Origin of the sequence: Cohnella candidum (assembly GCF_003713065.1) — a bacterium.
GTDB classification, from domain to species: Bacteria; Bacillota; Bacilli; order Paenibacillales; family Paenibacillaceae; genus Cohnella; species Cohnella candidum.
Genome location: NZ_CP033433.1, coordinates 807333 through 826979, shown reverse-complemented (window position 1 = coordinate 826979; position 19647 = coordinate 807333). Strand labels below are relative to the sequence as shown.

Here is a 19647-nt window from a genome sequence, read left to right as displayed (position 1 = left end):
CCTTCTTCGATTGCACCTACTTACAATTCGCTAGTGGCCGTCATTCTCCTGCACGCCTTGCAGAAGCTTTGTCAGTTTTTGTTGAAACCTGTTTCGATCCTCGTCGGTAAAAGCGGGCGGTCCCTTCGTCCTTGTGCCCCCTCTTCGCAGCTTGGCCGAAAAATGCCGCTGTTCGAGCAAGCCGTCGATATCGGTCTCCCGGATCTCCTTGCCCCTGGGCGTCAGCACCGCCGCTCCCCTGGACAAACCCAGGGCGGCAAGGCCATAGTCACCCGTCACCAAGATGTCGCTCCGTCTCAGCGCGTTCGCGATATAAAGGTCGGCAGCTTGATCGCTCGCGTCTACCGTGACCACCTCGACCCGATCCTCCGGTACCAGCACGTGGGCGTGACTGGAAACCAAAAGCGCGGTCGCGCCGCACGCCCGGACGGTCCGGGCGATTTCAGGCTTGACGGGACATGCGTCGGCATCGACCACCACGCGGTTCCGGACGCGTTCCATCCGATTCACCACCCGCTTACCCAAAGTTTGCCGTACTATTATATACGTCAAAGAGCTTCGAAATCCTGCCGTCGATTCAGCAAATTTTATCCTTCGTCGAGCCGAACCCCGGCCTGTCAAGACCCAGATAGAATGAAAACCGAAGGAATTTAAAGCCAGTATCAGACAAAATTCGACTTTTGAAGAAAACGCGAAAGCTCCGCCGAACGTAAAAGCACCGCCGCGTAGCGGCGATGCTTGGCTGTCACCGTTCGAACCTTTCCATGATCAGGCTGGCGGTTTCCTCCACGGCTTTGTTCGAGACGTCGATAACCACGCAGCCGATTTTGTCCATGACCTCGTGCGCGTGGCGCAGCTCCCGTTCGATCCGTTCGGACGTGGCGTACGAGGCGGTGTCCGGCAGGCCGAGCGCCTTCAGCCTTTCCTTGCGGATCGCGTTGAGGGCTTCCGTATTGATCGTCAGCCCGATCACCTTGGAAGGAGAAACCGTGAACAGCTCCTTGGGCGGAACGAGTTCCGGCACCAACGGCACGTTCGCGACCTTGAACGTTTTGTGCGCGAGCACCATCGAGAGCGGCGTCTTGGACGTCCGGGAGACGCCGACCAGCACGATGTCCGCTTTATGGATGCCGGTCACGTCCCGGGCGTCGTCGTACCGTACGGCGAATTCGACCGCTTCCACCTTGCGGAAATAATCGGCGTCCAGCACGTGGTTCAGCCCGGGCTCGTGCCGGGATTCCCGTCCGAAGCGCTCCTCCAGCCGGTCGATCAGCGATCCGAGCAAATCGATGGCCGTCACCTGGCGGCGTGACGATTGCTCGACCATATGGTTGCGAAGCTCCGGAATCACCAGCGTGTAGAGCACGATGCCGCGTTCTTCATCAGCCGCTCCCAGCACGGCGTCGATTCCTTCAGGAGAATGGATAAACGCGGCCCGGCGGATCTGCACGGACAGCGGATGGAATTGCGCCGCCGCCGCGCGGACCGCGAGCTCGCCGGTATCCCCGGCGGAATCGGATACGACGAATACCGTTACGCTCGTCTGCGTCATCCCAGATGCACCTCCCGTTGCGGAGTTCCGTTTATCCGGCCAATTTCGAGAAATCGGCGAACGACTTCACGTCGTCCGCGATGCGCCCGAGCACGGCCAGGCGGTTGGCCCGGATCGCGGCGTCTTCCGCCATGACCATGACCGCTTCGAAATAGCGGGCGATCGGCTCGCTCAGCGCGGACAAAGCGGACAAAGCGTCATCCAGCCGTGCTTCCGCCGCGGCCTTCTCGAATTTGCCGTGCGCTTCCTGCCAAGCTTCGTAAAGAGCGCCTTCCGTCGGGTCGGCGAACAGCAGCGGGTCGACTCTCCGGGACTCCGACTTGGCGGCCAGGTTGCAAACGCGGTTGAACGCTTCGACCACCGGACGGAACGCTTCCTTGCCCTCGTCTCCCGCCTGCTTCTGGAGAGCCTGCCCCCGCAGCAGCGTGCGGCGGACATCTCCCGAGCCGGCTCCAAGCACGGCATCGATGACGTCGTAACGGATGCCTTGCTCCGTCAACACATTCTTTACCCGCAGCGCGAAAAATTCCTGCAGATCCTTGCGGATGTCGAACGCCTCGCGCTTCAGGCCGCGCGCCGCTTGGACTTCCAGCGCGATATCGAACAGCTCGGTCAGCGTGAGCTCCATCTTGTGTTCCAGCAGCGTCGAGACGATGCCCGCCGCCTGGCGGCGAAGCGCGTACGGGTCCTGGGAGCCGGTCGGCACGATCCCGATCGAGAAGCAGCCGACGATCGTGTCGATTTTCTCGGCGATGCCGACAATGGCGCCGACGGTGGACGGAGGAGGCGTGTCGCCCGCGTTGCGGGGCGAATAGTGCTCGTTGATCGCGCGGGCGACGGCTTCCCGTTCACCGGCTTTGCGGGCGTAATCCTCGCCCATGATGCCTTGAAGCTCCGGAAACTCGTAGACCATCTGCGAAACGAGGTCGAATTTGCAGATGTCCGCCGCCCGGCTGACGTCCGCCTTCACGGATTCGTCCGCGCGCAGCCGTTCGGCCACCCGATCGGCGACTTGGCGGACGCGCCGCACTTTGTCGGCGACGGTGCCCAGTTCTTCGTGATAAACGATGTTCTCGAGCTTCGCCAGCGCGTCCGGGATCTTCAGCTTTTTGTCTTCCTCGTAGAAGAACTTCGCGTCCGAAAGGCGGGCGCGGAGTACTTTCTCGTTGCCTTTGGATACGACGTCCAGCGACAGCGAGTCGCCGTTGCGCACGGTCACGAAATGCGGCTGCAGCTTGCCGTCCCGGTCCAGCACCGGGAAATACCGCTGGTGCTCTCGCATCGAGGTGATCAGCACCTCCTGCGGAATGTCCAGGAACGCGGGATCGAACGAGCCGGTCAGCACGGTCGGCGTTTCCACCAGGAACAGCACTTCTTCCAGCAAGTCGTCCTTCACGGCGATATGCCAGCCTTGACGTTCGGACAGCTCGCGGATGCCTGCCAAAATGGCCGCTTGACGCTCTTCTACGTCCACCAGCACGTGCTGCTCGCGGAGACGGTCCGCGTATTCCTTCGGTTCTCGGATATCCGCGTCGGCGCCGAGGAAGCGGTGGCCCCTCGTCGTCCTTCCGGAAGCGACGCCGGTGATTTCGAACGGCACGACTTCCGTTCCGTGAAGCGCCGCGAGCCAGCGGATGGGACGCACGTAACGGAGTTCATAATCGCCCCAGCGCATGTTTTTCGGGAACGTCAAGGAAGTCACGAGGGCGGGAAGCGCCTCAGGCAGCAGCGAAGCCGCGTCTACCCCTTTGCTGCTTTTGTTGGCGTACGCGTATTCCACGCCGCCAAGCTCCTTGAAGAACAGTTGGTTCGGTTCGACGCCGTTGCTCCGGGAGAAACCGAGCGCGGCTTTGCTCCAAGCGCCCGTTTCGTCCAGCGCGATTTTGCGGGCCGGCCCCTTCACTTCTTCGTTCAAGTCTTCCTGGCGGTCGGCGAGCCCCGCTACCAACACCGCCAAACGCCGCGGCGTCGCGTAGGCGCGCACTTCATCGTACGCCAGACGGCTGTCCTGCAGCCACTTTTCCGTTTTATCCTTCAATTGCTCCATCGCGGCCCGCACGAAGCGCGCCGGGACTTCCTCGAGCCCGATTTCCAGCAGGAGATCCTTAGGCATGCTCCTCAGCCCCTTTCTTCAGCAGCGGGAATCCGAGGCGTTCCCGTTCCTGCAAATACGTCGCCGCCACTTGGCGGGCCAGATTCCGGACGCGGGCAATGTAGCCCGTCCGTTCGGTTACGCTGATCGCGCCGCGCGCATCCAGCAGGTTAAACGTATGGGAGCATTTGAGCACGTAATCGTAGGCCGGGAAAACGAGCGATTCGTCCATGGCGCGTTTGGCTTCCGTCTCGTACGTGGAGAACAGCTGGAACAGCATCGCCGCGTCGGACACCTCGAACGTATATTTCGAATGCTCGAATTCGGGCTGCTTAAAGACGGCTCCGTAGGAGACGCCTTCGACCCATTCGAGGTCGAACACGTTTTCTTTCTCTTGGATGTACGAAGCCAGCCGTTCCATGCCGTACGTGATCTCCACGGCAACCGGATGGCAGTCGATGCCGCCGACCTGCTGGAAATACGTGAATTGCGTGATTTCCATGCCGTCCAGCCACACTTCCCAGCCGAGCCCCCAGGCGCCGAGCGTCGGCGATTCCCAGTTATCCTCGACGAACCGGATGTCGTGGTGGCGCGGATCGATGCCGAGCCGCTTCAGGCTTTCGAGATACAGCTCCTGGATATTGTCCGGAGACGGCTTCATGATGACCTGGAACTGGTGATGCTGGTACAGGCGGTTCGGGTTTTCCCCGTACCGGCCGTCCGCCGGGCGGCGGGACGGTTCCACGTAAGCGACGTTCCAGGGCTCGGGCCCGATCGTGCGAAGGAACGTCATCGGGTTCATCGTGCCCGCGCCTTTCTCCGTGTCGTACGGCTGTACGACGATGCAGTTCTGTTCCGCCCAGAACTGCTGAAGCGTCAGCATCATTTGCTGAAAATTCATAACTATCTCTCCTTAACATGGGGTGGGGCCCCCGAAAAGTAATCGGAATCACCTTCGAAGGCCATCTTCACTTTTTGGGGATAAAAATTAAAGCTCCGCGTCCCTTACGTCCGCGGTATGCGCAGACGTAGGGACGGGAGCTTGATCCCGCGGTTCCACCCTACTTGGCCCGATCCGCCGAGCGGACCGAAACCCTCTTTTTCCAAAACCCGTCTCTCTGGAGCGCCCTTCGCACGATCCGTCCGTCCGGGCTTCCACTCTCCCCGGATCGCTTCGCTGCCGACGGTGACCGGCTACTTTCTCCTTCATCGAGAACCTTAATGATGACATTCTATCCAACGTCGTCCGGATTGTCAAACGGCCGGCTTTCCCGAACGCCGGTCTCCGGCGCGCGCCCGAGCAGCTCCCCGTGCCGCTCCAGCTGGTCGAGGAAATGCCGGGATTTCAGGTTCAACCCTAGATGGGCGTCCATCCAACGCCTCATGGCCAGCTGAAGTTGGCGCTTGGAGCTTTCTTTCAGCGCGATGTTGCCCAGCCTCGCCAAATCCAGCCCGACGAACAGACGCAGCAGCTTCCACACCGCTTCGTCCAGCTCCAGCGCGGACGGATCCCGGTGCCGGCAAAGCGGGCATAATGCTCCTCCGAGCGCGGGGCTGAACCGGAACTCGCCCTCCGTCCTCCCGCAGTTGGCGCATTCGTCCAAAGCCGGCAGGTAGCCGGCCGCGCCGACGATCTTCATTTCGTAGACCCGCATGAGAACGGCGGGATCCTTGCCTTGCGCAAGTCCCGACAGGCACGCTTTGAGCTGGCGAAACAGAAAAGAGCCGGCGTCTTCGTCGCCGACCGCTTTGTCCGTCAGTTCCGCCGCGTAGGAAGCGTAGGCCGGACCGTCGAGCCCCTCGCGCAGTTCGCGGAAAGGCTCGATGACCTCCCCGCTGTTCAGCGTGCCGAGAGAGCCCGATTTGTAGTACGAATATTCCCCGTATGTAAACAGTTGAGCAAGCGCTCCGTAACGGCTTTTCGGCTTGCGGGCGCCTCGGATCACCAGTCCCTGCTTGCCGTGCGTTTCGGTCAGCAAAGTGACGATTTTGTTGCCTTCCCCGTAATCCGTACTCCGGATGACGATTCCTTCCACCCGATACAGCATCGGACCTCTCCCCTGAATGCGAATGTCCCCCGAAAGCGACGGCAGCTCGCAAGCCAGACCGTATCCTTCCGGGGGAGCCCTGTACCCGTGACTGCCGTTACCGACCCGGCCCCGCCCTCACGGCGTCGCCGACTCTTCCGCGGAAACGCCGGATTCCGGTTCGAGGCTTTCCGCCCCGGCCGCCGGCTCGGCGTTTCCGAGCGCATCCATTTCCTTATAAAGCAGATAGGCTTCAATGTCGCCGGTTTGCGTAAAGACGTGCCAAGTAAAATCCCGCACAGCGCTTCATCCTCTCCGGGCGGAAATGACTTGCTCTTCCTCCGTTAGGATGTCCCGCGGCGCCCCCCGTATCCCTCCCGGCTCACGCCGAAGGCGTCATTCGTGGCGGAAGCCGAGCGATTTGAGCACGGATTCGCGATTGCGCCAGTCTTTCTTGACCTTCACCCACAGCTCGAGGAAAATCTTGGACCCGAGCAGCCGTTCCATGTCTTGGCGGGCGAGCTTGCCGATTTCCTTGAGCAGCACTCCCTGTTTGCCGATCACGATCCCTTTCTGCGAATCGCGTTCCACGTAGATGACTGCACCGATGTTAACGACACCGTTATCTCCCGTTCCCATGCTCTCGATCTCCACGGCGATGGAGTGGGGAACCTCCTCGCGGGTGAGCTGAAGGATCTTCTCGCGGATCAGCTCGGCGCAGACGAATTGCTCCGGATGGTCGGTCACCTGGTCGGCCGGATAATACATCGGGCCTTCGTCCAAATATTTGCCGACCGTCTCCAGCAGCGCGTTCACGTTGTTCCCCTGCAGCGCCGAGACCGGCACGATTTCCGTAAAATCGTGCAGCTTGCGGTACGTCTCGATGATGGGCAGCAGCGCCTCGGGATGGACCTTGTCGATTTTGTTCAGGACGAGGAACACCGGGGTGCTGACGTTTTTCAGCCGCTCGATGATGAACCGGTCGCCGCCGCCGAGCTCTTCCGTCACGTCCGTGAGGAACAGGACCGCGTCCACTTCCTCGAGCGCGCTCACGGCGGCTTTCACCATATAATCGCCGAGCTTGGAGAACGGCTTATGAATGCCCGGCGTATCCAGGAAAACGATCTGCATGTCTTCCGTCGTATAGACGCCGTGAATTTTGTTTCGGGTCGTCTGGGGTTTATCCGACATGATCGCGATCTTCTGGCCGATGACTTGATTCATCAGCGTCGATTTGCCGACGTTCGGGCGCCCCACGATCGCCACGAAACCGGACTTGAAGCCTTCTTTCACTGTTGGTCTCTCCTTATTTCGCCAGGTCCCGTTTGGAGAACGCTCCCGGGAGCAGCTCGGCGACGGTGGTCAACTTATAATCGCCGCGCAGGTTGCCCAGGATGACCGGCATGTCCGGTTCGCACAGCTCCAGCATCACCTGCCGGCAAATGCCGCAAGGGGAAATCGGCCCCTCCGTATCCCCGATCACGGCGGCGACTTGAAATTCGCCCGCCTGCCGGCCGTCCGCGATCGCCCGGAACAGGGCGGTGCGCTCGGCGCAGTTCGTCGGCCCGTAGGCCGCGTTCTCTACGTTGCAGCCCGCGTGCAAATGTCCTTCCGCATCCATGAAAACGGCCCCGACGCGGAAGCCCGAATACGGGACGTACGCGTTTTCCCTGACGGCCTTGGCCGCCTCCAGCAGCTTGACCGGATCCCATTGCCGTTGTTCCGCCATCCGATGTTCCCCTCTCGCCCTTATCCGAATATCGTCCGCCATAAAGGCGGACCCAATACCGCCAAACCTACCGCCGCGGCGAAAACCGCGGTGACGAGCACCGCGCCGGCCGCCGCGTCTTTCGCCGCCCTCGCCAGCGGATGTTCGTCCGGCGACGCCAAATCCACCGCCCGTTCTACCGCGGTATTCATCAGCTCCGCGGAAAGCACCCCCGTTGCCGCAACGCCCAGCCATAGCCAATCGGTCAAGCCGATTCGCAGCCACGCTCCGGCAATGGCTGCGACTGCGGCGGCACCCGCGTGGAACCGCATGTTCCTCTCATGAGCAAGCGTGTAAAAGATACCCCGGAACGCATGCCCGAAGGAAGCGGCCCAGGACGGGCGGCGACGATTCACCGGGTCAGCCCCGCTTTCGCGAGCACGGCCTCCTGCTTCGAGAACATTTCCTTCTCTTCCTCTTCGCTGCCGTGGTCATAGCCGAGCAAATGGAGGAAGCCGTGCACGAACAGGAAGCCCAGCTCCCGCTCGAAGCTGTGGCCGTACTCGGCCGCTTGCGTTTCGGCCCGCGGAACGGAAATGACGACGTCCCCGAGCATGTCGGCGAACGGGTCTTCGGCTTGCGCCTCGTCCGTCCACTCTTCCCCTTCTTCTTCCGTGCCTTCGTATTCTTCGTCGAAATGAAGCTCCGGCTCTTCTCCGGCCGACTCGACCATCGAAAACGACAGCACGTCCGTCGGCTTGTCCAGCCCGCGGTATTGCCGGTTCAACTCGCGAATGCCTTCATCGTCGGTCAGGGTAAGCGTGACGATGCCCTTGGCGACGCCTTCCGATTCGCCCGCCAGCTTCAGCAGCTTCTCGAGCAGCTCCATCCAGGCTTCTTCTTTCGGGCCGGCGCCGCCCTCGCGTTCGTCGATCCATTCCAGGCTTAAAGTCATGACAGTTTCTCCTTTGGCTTGAAATCTTTCTCGTCGGGGTATTCGATGCGGGAATGGAACGTGCCGATGACGGTTTCCTTCAGCGATACCGCGATGCGGTCGAGCTCCCGAAGCGTTAAATCGCATTCGTTGAACTGGTTGTCGTCGAGACGGTCCTTGATGATTTTGCCGATGATGCCTTCGATTTGTTCCACCGTCGGATGGTTCAGCGAACGGACCGCGGCTTCCACGCAGTCGGCGATGCCGACGATCGCCGCTTCCTTGGATTGCGCTTTCGGGCCCGGATAACGGAAATCGTCCTCGGTGTATTCGCACTCTACGCCTTGGTCCTTCGCTTGCTTGACCGCTTTATAATAGAAAAATTTCAGGAACGTCGTCCCGTGATGCTGCTCGGCGATATCGCGGATCGGTTTGGGCAGCTTGTGCGCCTTCAGCATGTCCGCGCCGTCGCGGGCATGCGCGATGATGATCGACGCGCTTACTTTGGGCTCCAGCTTGTCGTGGGGATTCGCCCCGCCGTTCTGGTTTTCGATGAAATACATCGGCCTTTTGGTTTTGCCCACGTCATGATAGAACGAACCGACCCGACAGAGCAGCCCGTTCGCTCCGACCGATTCGGCGGCGGCTTCGGAGAGATTGCCGACCATGAGGCTGTGGTGGTACGTGCCCGGCGTTTCCGTAAGCAGCTTGCGGAGCAGCGGATGGTTCGGATTCGACAGCTCGACCAGCTTCAAGTCGGACAGCAGTCCGAACGTCAATTCGAAGAAGGGCATTAAGCCGATGACAAGCACCGCCGTAAGCAGTCCGCTGGCGAACATGAAGCCGACCGATTGCACAAGCTGGATGCGGTCGGGCTCTTCCGCGATCAAGCCGATCGCGAGCACCGTCACCGAACCGAACAGGCTGACCATAATCCCCGCCTTGAGGATCGCGGAGCGCTGGCTCGCCCGATGGATCGCAAGCACGGCGGTAAACGATACTGCGGCGGCAACGATGCCGTAATGGAAATCGAACAGGTTGTCCTGCCGCACGTTGAGGACGACGCTGGCCAGCATCGTGAACAGGAATGCGCTGACGAGCCCCAGATGCATGTCCAGCAGCAGCGTGACGAGCATGCTTCCGAGCGCCACGGGAGCGAGGTAGCCGATGAACGGCCATTGCTCCGAGTGCGTAAACGCCACCAAATGCATCATCAGGGTGTTCAAGCCGAAAATGAGCAGCAGCATCAGCCATTGCACGTTCGTTAGCTCCCGCGAAACGTCCGTCGGTTCCGTCATCGCGCCGTATCCGTAGATCGCCAGCGTGAACAGGACCGAGAGAAGCAGCACGCCGAGCTGCGGCCAATAGGTCGTTCGCTCTTTCAACAGCTCAAGCGCGACCAGGCGGTCATAGATGTCCTGCGTGATGGCTTGGCCGGCTTTCACGACGACGTCGCCCTGCTTGATGACGACGGGAGGCGTGTTCTGCTTGGCTTCCACCTTGGCCTCTTCCGTCGCTTGCTTATCGTAGAACTTGTTCGGGAGGATGACGAGGCGGGCGAGCTCCTGAACGGCTTCCCGTTCGGTTTTCAGCGACAGGGAGCTGGCGTTGACGAGCTCGGCGACTTTCGTCCTTCCGGTTTCGGCTTCCGTCAGCGACTCCCGCGTGAGCTGCCGGACGACGTCCCGGCCGACCGTCTTCATGTCGGCGATCTGTTCCGGGGTCAATTTCGGCAGTTTATAAAACGTCTCCTCGGGAACCCGGTACAACTGCTCCGAGGTCACCTTCTTCATTTCCTCGAGCAGCGTCGATGAATACGTTTGCGTTCCGGTGTTGGCTTGTACGAACGAATCCAGGTACCGGTTGACAAGGTCCGGGATTTCCCGGCGGTAAATGTCCACCTTGTCGGCTTCCGTAATCTGGTCGTCCTGGTTCAATTGCTCGATCCGCGAAAAAATCTGGTCCAGCAGCGTCTCGTTGCGAAGCGCCACGATCGAGTAGATCGGGGAGATGCTTTCCGCGGCTTTCTCTTGGGCTTCGAGCGTCGCCTTCTCGTCCGTGATCTGATGAGGCGCCTTGATGTCGCGTTCGCTTTTGGCGCCGAGCGTGATGTCGTAAGTCTCGGGCACGAACCGCGAAGCCATGCTGAAATAAAACAAGAACACAAAAAGCAGGAGCAGGAGCCAGCGTAACGCTACGCTTTGCTTCCACCCTGCCCGTTGCAAGGTCAGACGGGTGCCTGACGGGCCGCTGCGATTCCGACTCATCCGGCATTCTCCTTCCTAGGGCTGTTGATCGAGGTCGCGGTTGTAAGCCATGATGATCTTCTGCACCAGGGCGTGGCGCACGACATCCTGCTCGGAGAAATAGACGATTCCGATCTCCTCGATGTCGCGCAAAATGCGCTGGGCTTCGATTAACCCCGATTTTTTTCCTTTTGGCAGGTCGATTTGCGTGACGTCCCCCGTGATGACCATATGGGAACCGAACCCCAAACGGGTCAAAAACATTTTCATTTGCTCGGGCGTCGTGTTCTGCGCTTCGTCCAGAATGATGAACGAATCGTCCAACGTCCGGCCCCGCATGTAAGCGAGCGGCGCGATTTCGATCATGCCCCGTTCGAGCGCCTTGGCGACACCGTCCGCGCCGAGCACGTCGTTCAGCGCGTCGTACAGCGGCCGCAGGTAAGGATCGACCTTCTCCTGCAGGTCTCCGGGCAGGAATCCGAGGCTTTCGCCGGCTTCCACCGCGGGGCGCGTCAGCAGGATCCGCTTCACCCTGCCGTCCTTAAGCGCGGCGACCGCGCTGACGACGGCGAGGTAGGTTTTGCCCGTACCGGCCGGACCGATGCCGAAAACGATGTCTTTTTTGCGTATGGTCGTGACGTAGTGCCGCTGGCCGAGCGTTTTCGGAACGATCGGTTTGCCGCGGAACGTCGTCGTGATTTCGCCTTTGAACAATCCCAGCAGCTGGTCCGCTTTCATTTCGCGCGCCAGCTCGTACGCGTAGCGGACGTCCCGCTCGCTCAACTGCAAGCCTCCCCGGATCAGTTGGAGAAGCGTATCGAAAAGCTGCTCCAGAGATAACACTTCCCGCTCCGGGCCTTCCACGACGATTTCAGCTTCGCGGGAATGGATCGCCGACGTCGTCTCGCGTTGGATCAGCCTCAGGAACTTGTCCTGCGGGCCGAACAACGCCAGCCCTTCCGCCGTGTTTTGCAACGGGATCGTGACGGTATGCTTCAATTCTGTCAAAAAGCCTCATTCCCCCTCATGTGAAGGCGTCTGCACAATGGGCCGTTCGACGGCGATCGATTGTTCCACCTCAAAAAGAACGGTCATGAACACTTTACCATTCTCCTTTTGTTCATGCAAAATGTTTTCCGACGTGATACGGGCGTCCGGCCCGTTCTTCTCCCGCAATTCCAGGCGCGCCTGGCGGAGCCCGGCCTCCTTGGCCTCGGCGGCAGTCAACCGCTCGCGGGTCGTCCGGACCTCCATCTCCGTCTCCTTCATGATGCCCAGCGGAAGCGTCCAGTAGAAAATCCGCCAAGGATGGATCGTCGCCCCGGTCCGAGATTCGGCGTACTCGTCCCCGCCGTAGCCGGAATATTGCAGGGCCCGGTTGCCGATGACCCAATAGCTGCGCTCCTTGGATTCCCCCGTCAGCGTTTTCTGCTCTCGGACCATCGGCGACACGATCCTCATCTCGTGCCAGACGAGGCCCCTGACGGTTCCTTTGGACACGACCGCCTTCCGCAGTTCCCCTTCGCCGAGCCAGCCCGAAACGAGAACTTGTCCTTTGCGGACCCGATCGTTCCGTTCCACCAGCGGCCTTCCGTTCTCCGCGACGATTCCGGTGACGACGGCATCCGCTTTCGCGACGAGATCACGCGGGCCGTCCGTCTGCTTCGTGTCGGGTTTCGTGGAATCCACTACCGTTATGATAACCGTTGTTCCCTTTTTTTCCACGCCGACCCACGCCGCGTCCGGCAATTGGGCCGCCAGCCGCTTCGCGAGCACCCCCGTATCGGCCAGCCGCAAAGACCACTGAAGCGGAAACAGCCCCTCCTGCCTCGCAGCCTGCCGGATTTTCTCCTCCGGAATGAGGCTTTCTCCCGCTATTTTCACGTGCCACACGAATGTGGACAAAATGAACAACAAAGCGGCGAAAGCCAGCATGCCCGCCGCGAACGTTTTACGGCGCCCCAGCCGAGCGAATTGGAACGGAAGCCCCCGCTTGCGCAGGATTCTCGTCCTCGCTCCGCACTTCTTCAGCAGTGGCGGCAGACGGAAAAAATCCGGCACCGTGATGCCGAACGTGAGTTCACCCGATGGAGAATAGGCGATGTTCCACAAGGCGATTCCTTCCGCCACGGCGGCGTTCAGGAACGCCTTCGCGTCTCCGCCGATCAATTTGACCCATACGTAGCCGCGTACCGCGGCCATCCATGTTCCCTTCATTTTTACCGCCCTCTCCCCCTCCCGGGGCTTGTCCGGTGCTTTCTTTCCCGGGCTTGTCCCCGAAACGGCCTCACCCGGAAGGCTTGCCTTTCGGATGAAGCGCGACGCCCAAGATCCGTCCCTCGACGAATACCTCTTCGGCCCCGATGTTGCGGATGACCAAATCTTCCCCGGACACCTCGATTTCTCCCCGTTCCATGGCCAGCCGCAGCGACTGCGGGGAAAAATGGAGCACTCCGCGGTGATTTTCCACCGTGAGCTGGATTCCGCCGATCATCGTGACGCGGGGAAGATCCAGCGCCACGTCCTGCGGCAGGTCGAGAATGGCGGCGGTCCATTTGCGCAGCTTTCGGCTGACTCGCGGCATGAAGCGGTCCTCCTCCCGTACGGTAAAACATATGCGCGGAGGGCGCCGAATATGAAGCCGGAGCGGACGGGCGAAGGGCTTTTGCCGGGCGGGAGGCGATCCGGACGGCTTACGGAAACGCGAAAAAGCCCGCCGCTTTCCGCGGCAGGCTCTTGGAAGTTCTATTGCACCCTTGCTATTCGGTTAACGCCGGAACGGACGCCGGGCTCGCGGCGGACCGAGAATTTCGGCCCAGACGACCGCGCGGGCCATATCCTCGCGAATGCGAGAGCCCTGCGTTTCCTCCGCCTGCATCAATGGGGCGGCGACGAGCGCAGGGGCGGGCGTCGGCGCCGGAGCCGGCTCGAGTGCTCTCCGGTCCCGTGGCGGCTCGGCAGAAACGGGTGCCGTGGCTTCAGTCGACCGGTATACGGTCTGCCGCTGCGGCCGCGGCTCTTCCTGTACGGCGGGGGAGGGCCGGGGCTTTTCGACCTGCGCCGGCTCCTCGGCTCTGCGCGGCTTCGGGGGAAATGCCGGAGCGCCCCCGAAATCCGGCATCCGGTTGACCGGACGCGGATTAGGGCGATTGGCCGGCGGTTTCTCGAGCGGCGACTTGCGGAAAAACATGGAGTAAATCAAACCGACGATGACGATCACGACATAAAAGTGTTTCAGCAAAAAGGAGATGAGCTCCTCCAAGCTTCCGCCTCCTTTCTCGGGCGAGACGCCTTATTTCTTGTCTTCTCCGTCACCGCGGAGGTCGCCTTGCTTGCCGATCGAGCCGCGCATTTGCGTGTCCGCCTCGATGTTTTTCAGGTTCATGTAATCCATGACGCCGAGCTTGCCGCCTTTGAGCGCATCCGCCATCGCGAGCGGCACTTCGGATTCGGCCTCGACGACTTTCGCCCTCATCTCCACGACGCGCGCCTTCATTTCTTGCTCCTGGGCAACGGCCATCGCGCGGCGTTCTTCCGCCTTCGCCTGCGCGATCCGTTTGTCGGCTTCGGCTTGCTCGGTTTGAAGGTAGGCTCCGATGTTTTTGCCGACATCCACTTCCGAGATATCGATCGAAAGAATCTCAAACGCGGTGCCCGCATCCAAACCTTTGTTCAGAACGGTTTTGGAGATCAAATCCGGATGCTCCAAGACGTCTTTGTGCGAATTCGCGGCTCCGTTCGTGCTGACGATCCCTTCGCCGACACGGGCGATGATCGTTTCTTCGCCTGCGCCGCCGACAAGACGATCAATGTTTGCACGGACGGTGACGCGCGCTTTCACCTTAACCTCAATCCCGTTCTTCGCAACCGCCGAAACGAACGGCGTTTCAATGACGCGCGGGTTGACGCTCATTTGGACGGCATGCAGCACGTCGCGTCCAGCCAAATCGATCGCCGCGGCGCGTTCGAACACGAGCGGGATGTTGGCTCGCTGCGCCGCGATCAGTGAGTTGACGACCCGGTCGACGTTGCCCCCGGCTAGAAAGTGGCTCTCCAGTTGGTTGATCGTAAGGCCAAGGCCGGCTTTCGTCGCTTTGATCATCGGGTTGACGATCCGGCTCGGCACGACGCGGCGCAGCCTCATCGCGACGAGCGTGATGATGCTGATCCGTACGCCGGAAGCCAGCGCCGAAATCCACAGCATGAAGGGGAAGAAACTGAGAAATACCGATAATGCGATCACGACCAATGCGATAATCACCAAAACCTGAATGTTCGCGTCCATGGGAAACCTCCGATTGTTCGAATGAATTGTACGTTCTTTTCACTTCGTTAAGCAGGATCGATTTCCTTCACGACGATGCGCGTTCCGTCGACGGCGATGACTCGCACCCTCCTGCCGTGCTCGACGAATTCGCCGGAGGTGACGACGTCCATCCTCCGTCCGGCGATGTCCGCCACGCCGGCGGGACGCAGCGTCGACAGGGCAATCCCTTGTTCGCCGACCAGCCCTTCCCTCGGCTCGTTCGGCACGTAGCCTTGATCCGTCGTCAGCTGATCCTTAAGGATGAACCGGTTCCAGATACCCCTCCGGCGGAATACGTAAGCGACGATGGTCACGATGACGATCGCGACCAAAGCGGCGATCCCGAGCGACTGCAAGGCGTGCCCGGTGTCGAAAGCCGCGTTCACGATCCCGTAGACGACGCCCGCGATGCCGAGAACGCCCAGAATGCCGAAGCTAGGCATGAACATTTCCAGGATCAGCAGTACGATGCCCGCGACGAAAAACACGATCGACTCCCTCCCCGCAAAACCCGCGATGGACTGGCCGAAAAAATACAGGCCGAAAGCCAGCAGCCCGACGATGCCGGGAATGCCGAAGCCGGGTACGAGAAGCTCGATCGCGATTCCGGCGATGCCCACGATCAGCAGCAGGGTGGCGACGCCCGGCTGGGTCAGCCATTCCGATACCCGCTCGGAGAACGTGGGCCGAATTTCTACGACGGTGCGGTCGGACAGCCCTTGCCAGGCGACAACCTCCGCCACCGATTTGGACGTCCGGTCGGAATAGCCGACCTTGAGCGCTTCCTCGGCGGAAAGCGACAGAATTTGGCCTTTCTCTTTCGTCCGCCCAATTTCCTGCATGGTAACGGACGTGTCGGGATCCACCATCGCGGCCGCGATGTCCGGTTTCCGGCCGTTGAGTTCGGCAGCCGCGATCATTTCCGACGTCCAGTGACCGATCAGCTTCGGATCGCGAACCGCTTCGCCCGTCTGGTTGACGATCATGGCCGCTCCGATCGTCGAGCCCGGCGCCATGGCGATGTCCCCGGCGTTCAAGGACAAGTAGGCGCCCGCGGAAGCGGCCTTGCCGTTCACGAAGGCGACCGTCGGCACTTTGGCGCTGCGGATCCGCAAGCCGATCTCCTCGGCGGTGTCCAGCCGTCCTCCCGGCGTGTCGACCTCCAGTACGGCGAGAGCCGCACCGGCCTCTTCCGCTTCCGTCAACGCACGGTCAAGGAAAGAGGCGAGACCGCTCTGGACGGTCATATGGACCGGAATGACATAGACCGGCCCCGCCTTGGCCGTTTTTGGAACGTTGTCCGCCGCGAGCACCGCCGCGTTGCCGGCGCCGAACAGCGAGATCGCCAGCATGATCGGGAAAATCAGTTTCCTCCATAAGCCTCTTCCGCCGGCCAACAAATCGGGTTCCTCCTCTATGGTTTCATCGTCAAGATTATGATGTACTACGCGAATGCGTTTGCAAAGGTTTCACTTCGCTTGCTTGCTCGCAGATTTCGGACGGGAAAATATGCAAAAAACACCCCCCTCATCGGGGAGTGCCTGCTTTTGTTTGGAATCAGGAAAGAAGCTGCTGGACCAACTGGTTGACAAGCTTGCCGTCGGCACGTCCTTTGACCTTAGGCATCAAAGCGCCCATCAACTTACCCAGATCGGCTTTGGAAGAAGCACCGGTTTCTTGCATGGTCTGCATAACGATATCTTTGATTTCTTCTTCGGTTAGCTGCTGAGGAAGATACTGGCTGATAATGTCGATCTCGGCAGAGACACCTGCAACAAGGTCCTCACGACCGCCTCTTTGGAAATCCTGGAGGGAATCCCTGCGCTGCTTGAGCTCCCGGCTGACGACTTGAATCAATTCGTTGTCGTCAAGCGGACGACGCAGTTCGATCTCTTGGTTCTTGATCGAAGAACGAACCATGCGGATCGTCTGAAGGCGGAACTTATCGCCGGCCTTCATCGCCTGTTTCATATCTTCGTTCAATCGCTCCTCGAGGTTCATGATGCAATTTCCTCCTAGAACTTCCGTTTACGCGCGGCTTCGGACTTCTTCTTGCGCTTAACGCTCGGTTTCTCGTAGTGTTTACGTTTCTTCACTTCAGCGAGAACGCCGTCTTTCGCGATGGAACGCTTAAAGCGGCGGAGTGCAGCGTCGATTGTTTCGTTTTTGCGTACTTTCGTTTCGGACACCTGTTTTCCCTCCCTCCGCAACAGACCACAACACACGGTTATCAAACTTCATTATAGGTGATGGGGAAAGGGGGTGTCAACTTGGGCGGGTGTCCGATTCCGATGAATTTTTCGGATTGAGCCCAGCCAATTTTTCCCCGCCCATCACGTGGAGATGAAGGTGGAAGACGACTTGCCCCGCGTCCGGTCCGATGTTGGTGACCACGCGGTAACCGCTGTCCGTCAGTCCCGCATCCCGGGCGACCTGCTTGGCGGCCAACATAGCCCGGCCGAGCAGCTCTAAGTCTTCCGGAGAAGCGTCGTCGAGCGATGCGACATGCTTCTTGGGGATGACCAGCAGATGCACCGGCGCCTGCGGCTGAATGTCATGGAAGGCCAGCACGTGGTCATCTTCGTAAACTTTGCGGGACGGAATCGTCCCCTCGGCGATTTTGCAGAAAATGCAGTCCATCGGCAAGGTCCCCTATTCGCTCCGTCAATCAAACTTCTCCTATCATACCGCAACCGGATGGGGCTCGTCCAATCGCCCGGATGCCGTTTTCAAAATGGGCAGTCGAAAATAGACTGGCGGTCTATTTTTCTCTGGTTTTCCTTGCCGGCTCGACGTATAATGGCAAACGGGAGGAGCGTGGTCGGCGTGAAAATCCCCGGTTTGAGAGCGGCTACACATCGCAAAAGAGCGCTGGTAGTCGAAACGGCTTTGCGGCTTTTCGCCGAACGCGGCTACGACCAAGTGTCGGTCGGCGACATTATCGAAGCGACCGGGACGTCGAAAGGGACGTTCTATCATTATTTCCGGAGCAAAGAAGAGCTTCTATGCGAGCTGCCCCGGCGGCAATGCGAGATTATCCGGCAATGGAAGGAACGCGGGCTTTCCGGAGGCGTTTCGCCCGAAGGGCGCGTCAACAGCCTGCTGCTGGAATTGGCGCACGCCCTTCGGGAGGTTCCGCTCCTCGTCCGCAGCGTCTACTTTTTGAGCAAGGAAGAGCCCCAGCTTGCCGCGGCGCAGGCGGAATGGGCGGCGCAATTGGCAGACTGCCTGACGGAATGGCTTTCCGACCGGCGCAAAGCCACTTACTTATACGATTTGTTTACCGGCACGTTATGGACATGGGCCGCGGGCGCCGGCTCCGATCTGGAGCGGTCGCTGCGGGACAATTTGATGTGGGCATGGCGCGGATTGGCGGAAGTCGGCGGAAGTTCCCCCGCCGGGACCGGATCCGTGCTCAAGGAGGAACCGAACATGGAGATCGCCGTAATCGGCGGAGGTTTGGCCGGACTGACGGCCGCCGCTTATTTGAGCCGTTCCCCGGACATCCGGGGCGTGATTTTCGAACGGAGTCCGCAATGGGGCGGACGGGCATTTACTTACGAGAAAGCCGGATTCACGCTGAACTATGGCGCGCATGCGGTCTACGGCATCGACCGCCATACGATCGGCAAGCTGGAGAAAGAGCTGGACCTCCAATTCTCGAGCCGCCAGGTCGACAAACGCAAAGTCATGTACGAAAAGGGAGACCATCTGACCCCCGCGCCGTTGGACTTCATCAACCTGATGAAGACGGACGTCATTTCCGCCGGCCAGAAGGTGCGTTTCGCCGCGGAGATCGCCGCCATGATCGCGAACATCCACCAGCTTCGCAAATACCCGACGCTCGGCGACTATTTGGCGGAGTCAAACGAAGGCGAGGACTTGAAAGAGCTGTGGGAGCACCTCGTTTGCTCCAACTTCTTCATCTCTCCAGAGGATGCGCGGCGCGTGCCCGGCCATGTCATCGCGGACTACTATCATAACCTGTTCCTGTCGCAGAAGCCCGTCAATTACATCCTGGGAAGCTGGGCGGTCATCACGGGCCAGCTGAAGGATAAAATCGAAGCGTCGTCCCGCTGGGAGCTGGCGCAGCAGGAAGGCGTCGATTCGATCCGCTACGAGAACGGCAAGTACTGGATCACGACGAAAAACCGCGAGCTCGCGTTCGACAAAGTCGTTTTCGCGATGCCCTCGCAGCAGGTCGTCAAGCTGCTCAAGGGAACGCCTTGGGAGCCGTTCATGGCGCCTTACGAATCCAACACTGCGACGGAAGTGCTCGTGTACGACGTCGGCTTGAGCCGGGTCGTGAACCGTCCTTTCTCGTACATCAGCGACATGAACAACAAAATGTTTATCACCGACGTTTCCGCGACGGACCACACGCTCGTGGCGGAAGGCGGGCAGCTGCTTCAGGGCGTCGCGTACCTGTCCGACGAGACGTTCGACGGGGAAACGGACCGCAAAGCGTACCTCGATGAACGGCAGGCGCAGATGGAAGCACTGTTCGACCGCCATTACCCCGGCTGGCGCGATGCCGTCGCCGTGAAGCGCATGAGCAAAAAAGCGATGGTCCAAAGCGTCAAAAACGTCGCCGGCAACCGGCTGCTGCCGAACCGCATCGAAAGCGTGCCCTTCTACTTCTGCGGAGACGGCTGCGTCGGCAAAGGCGAGCTCGCCGAGCGCGCATTCTCCAGCGCCCGCGCGGTTGCGCAGCTGGTGCTGCAAGAGTTGCCGGTCGCGGTACGGTAAGCTGCCATATACGAACGAAGAACCCCCTGATCC

Annotated in this window: 21 protein-coding genes; 1 reads left to right on the top strand and 20 read right to left on the bottom strand. The window is 60.3% G+C overall.

The window, feature by feature from the left end; all coding sequences use genetic code 11:
• Positions 1-30: 30 nt before the first annotated feature.
• The 20 genes from EAV92_RS03745 to EAV92_RS03650 form a co-directional block, all read right to left on the bottom strand.
• Positions 31-501, bottom strand: a complete 471-nt coding sequence (locus EAV92_RS03745; RefSeq protein ID WP_123039824.1) for a YaiI/YqxD family protein — start codon at positions 499-501, stop codon at positions 31-33.
• A 244-nt stretch (positions 502-745) separates the two neighbouring features.
• Positions 746-1552, bottom strand: coding sequence for a pyruvate, water dikinase regulatory protein (locus EAV92_RS03740; protein WP_123039823.1), 807 nt, complete (start codon positions 1550-1552; stop codon positions 746-748).
• A 31-nt stretch (positions 1553-1583) separates the two neighbouring features.
• Positions 1584-3665 carry a glycine--tRNA ligase subunit beta gene (gene glyS, locus EAV92_RS03735; protein ID WP_123039822.1) on the bottom strand — a complete coding sequence of 694 codons (2082 nt, stop codon included), beginning with the start codon at positions 3663-3665 and terminating at the stop codon, positions 1584-1586.
• Positions 3658-4545, bottom strand: coding sequence for a glycine--tRNA ligase subunit alpha (glyQ, locus tag EAV92_RS03730; protein ID WP_123039821.1), 888 nt, complete (start codon positions 4543-4545; stop codon positions 3658-3660). Before glyQ ends, glyS begins: the two co-directional genes overlap by 8 nt.
• A gap of 331 nt (positions 4546-4876) precedes the next feature.
• Complete coding sequence (recO, locus tag EAV92_RS03725) at positions 4877-5692, bottom strand: DNA repair protein RecO (RefSeq protein WP_123039820.1); 816 nt, start codon at positions 5690-5692, stop codon at positions 4877-4879.
• Positions 5693-5809: 117 nt separating this feature from the next.
• A complete protein-coding gene (locus tag EAV92_RS03720) occupies positions 5810-5971 on the bottom strand; it encodes a YqzL family protein (RefSeq protein WP_123039819.1) in 162 nt (53 codons plus the stop codon).
• 96 nt (positions 5972-6067) lie between these two features.
• Positions 6068-6964, bottom strand: coding sequence for a GTPase Era (gene era / locus EAV92_RS03715; protein WP_123039818.1), 897 nt, complete (start codon positions 6962-6964; stop codon positions 6068-6070).
• A 13-nt stretch (positions 6965-6977) separates the two neighbouring features.
• Complete coding sequence (gene cdd / locus EAV92_RS03710) at positions 6978-7442, bottom strand: cytidine deaminase (RefSeq protein WP_478210229.1); 465 nt, start codon at positions 7440-7442, stop codon at positions 6978-6980.
• Positions 7421-7795, bottom strand: a complete 375-nt coding sequence (locus tag EAV92_RS03705) for a diacylglycerol kinase family protein (RefSeq protein ID WP_241158431.1) — start codon at positions 7793-7795, stop codon at positions 7421-7423. The genes cdd and EAV92_RS03705 overlap by 22 nt, the downstream gene beginning before the upstream one ends.
• A complete protein-coding gene (gene ybeY / locus EAV92_RS03700; protein WP_123039816.1) occupies positions 7792-8334 on the bottom strand; it encodes an rRNA maturation RNase YbeY in 543 nt (180 codons plus the stop codon). Before ybeY ends, EAV92_RS03705 begins: the two co-directional genes overlap by 4 nt.
• Positions 8331-10580, bottom strand: coding sequence for an HD family phosphohydrolase (locus tag EAV92_RS03695; RefSeq protein WP_123039815.1), 2250 nt, complete (start codon positions 10578-10580; stop codon positions 8331-8333). The genes ybeY and EAV92_RS03695 overlap by 4 nt, the downstream gene beginning before the upstream one ends.
• 15 nt (positions 10581-10595) lie before the next feature.
• Positions 10596-11567: a PhoH family protein gene (locus EAV92_RS03690; protein ID WP_123039814.1), complete on the bottom strand. Its 972-nt coding sequence runs from the start codon at positions 11565-11567 to the stop codon at positions 10596-10598.
• Positions 11568-11573: 6 nt separating this feature from the next.
• Positions 11574-12776: a sporulation protein YqfD gene (gene yqfD / locus EAV92_RS03685; RefSeq protein ID WP_123039813.1), complete on the bottom strand. Its 1203-nt coding sequence runs from the start codon at positions 12774-12776 to the stop codon at positions 11574-11576.
• 70 nt (positions 12777-12846) lie between these two features.
• Positions 12847-13143, bottom strand: a complete 297-nt coding sequence (yqfC, locus tag EAV92_RS03680) for a sporulation protein YqfC (RefSeq protein ID WP_123039812.1) — start codon at positions 13141-13143, stop codon at positions 12847-12849.
• A gap of 183 nt (positions 13144-13326) precedes the next feature.
• Positions 13327-13821, bottom strand: a complete 495-nt coding sequence (locus EAV92_RS03675) for a hypothetical protein (protein WP_123039811.1) — start codon at positions 13819-13821, stop codon at positions 13327-13329.
• A gap of 30 nt (positions 13822-13851) precedes the next feature.
• Positions 13852-14844, bottom strand: a complete 993-nt coding sequence (gene floA / locus EAV92_RS03670) for a flotillin-like protein FloA (RefSeq protein ID WP_123039810.1) — start codon at positions 14842-14844, stop codon at positions 13852-13854.
• Between the two features lie 47 nt (positions 14845-14891).
• Positions 14892-16262 (bottom strand): NfeD family protein, encoded by a 1371-nt coding sequence (locus EAV92_RS03665; RefSeq protein WP_241158430.1) that lies wholly within the window; start codon positions 16260-16262, stop codon positions 14892-14894.
• A gap of 160 nt (positions 16263-16422) precedes the next feature.
• Entirely contained in the window at positions 16423-16866 is a 444-nt protein-coding gene (locus EAV92_RS03660; RefSeq protein WP_123039809.1) for a GatB/YqeY domain-containing protein, read from the bottom strand.
• Between the two features lie 14 nt (positions 16867-16880).
• A complete protein-coding gene (gene rpsU, locus EAV92_RS03655) occupies positions 16881-17054 on the bottom strand; it encodes a 30S ribosomal protein S21 (RefSeq protein WP_005547957.1) in 174 nt (57 codons plus the stop codon).
• Between the two features lie 76 nt (positions 17055-17130).
• Complete coding sequence (locus EAV92_RS03650) at positions 17131-17505, bottom strand: histidine triad nucleotide-binding protein (RefSeq protein ID WP_123039808.1); 375 nt, start codon at positions 17503-17505, stop codon at positions 17131-17133.
• 186 nt (positions 17506-17691) lie between these two features.
• On the opposite strand from EAV92_RS03650, the gene EAV92_RS03645 reads away from it, so the two are divergent.
• Complete coding sequence (locus tag EAV92_RS03645; protein WP_241158429.1) at positions 17692-19614, top strand: FAD-dependent oxidoreductase; 1923 nt, start codon at positions 17692-17694, stop codon at positions 19612-19614.
• The last annotated feature ends 33 nt before the right edge of the window (positions 19615-19647 follow it).